At 37.0% G+C, this 597-nt stretch carries 1 protein-coding gene; it reads right to left on the bottom strand.

The genetic code is table 11. The features are described from left to right. Positions 1–88 precede the first annotated feature (88 nt). Positions 89–597: Tn3 family transposase (locus FE392_RS22440; RefSeq protein WP_319931898.1), on the bottom strand; the 509-nt coding region annotated here is incomplete at its 5' end.

Raw genomic sequence — 597 nt, forward strand, 5'->3', positions numbered from 1 at the left:
ATGTTTGCAAAAGTTTCTAATAGGGGTACCGCCAGCATTTCGGAAAAAAACCACGCTAAGGATTTTTTCTATAAAAAAAGCCGTTATATTAAGAATAAAACGGCTCTTTTATACGTAAAGGACGTAAATTCATTTGCCCAGTGTCATGTAATCCTTCAAATTTGTATTCTCCAAGAAAATTGATATGTTCCCATCCTAACGGCCACGCATATGGCATTAAATCTTCTCTAAATTCTCCTCTTGCTTTTAATTCTTCTACGGCTTTTTCCATATATACAGTGTTCCACACACTTATAGCGTTAATAATTATGTTTAGTGCACTAGCTCTTTGTAACTGGTCTTGGAGAGCACGTTCTCTAAATTCTCCACGTTGTCCAAAAAATATAATTCTAGCTAATGCATTGATTGCTTCTCCTTTATTTAAACCTTTTTGAACCCGTCTCCTTACGGCTTTATTAGATATGTAATCCAGCGTAAAGAGGGTTTTCTCGATTCGTCCCATTTCTCCAAGTGCTGTTGCGAGTTTATTTTGTCTTGCATATGATCCGAGCTTCCCCATGATAAGAGCGCTAGATACTTTTCCTGTTTGAACCGAGT

Origin of the sequence: Xenorhabdus santafensis, assembly GCF_033949405.1 — a bacterium.
GTDB classification, from domain to species: domain Bacteria; phylum Pseudomonadota; class Gammaproteobacteria; order Enterobacterales; family Enterobacteriaceae; genus Xenorhabdus; species Xenorhabdus santafensis.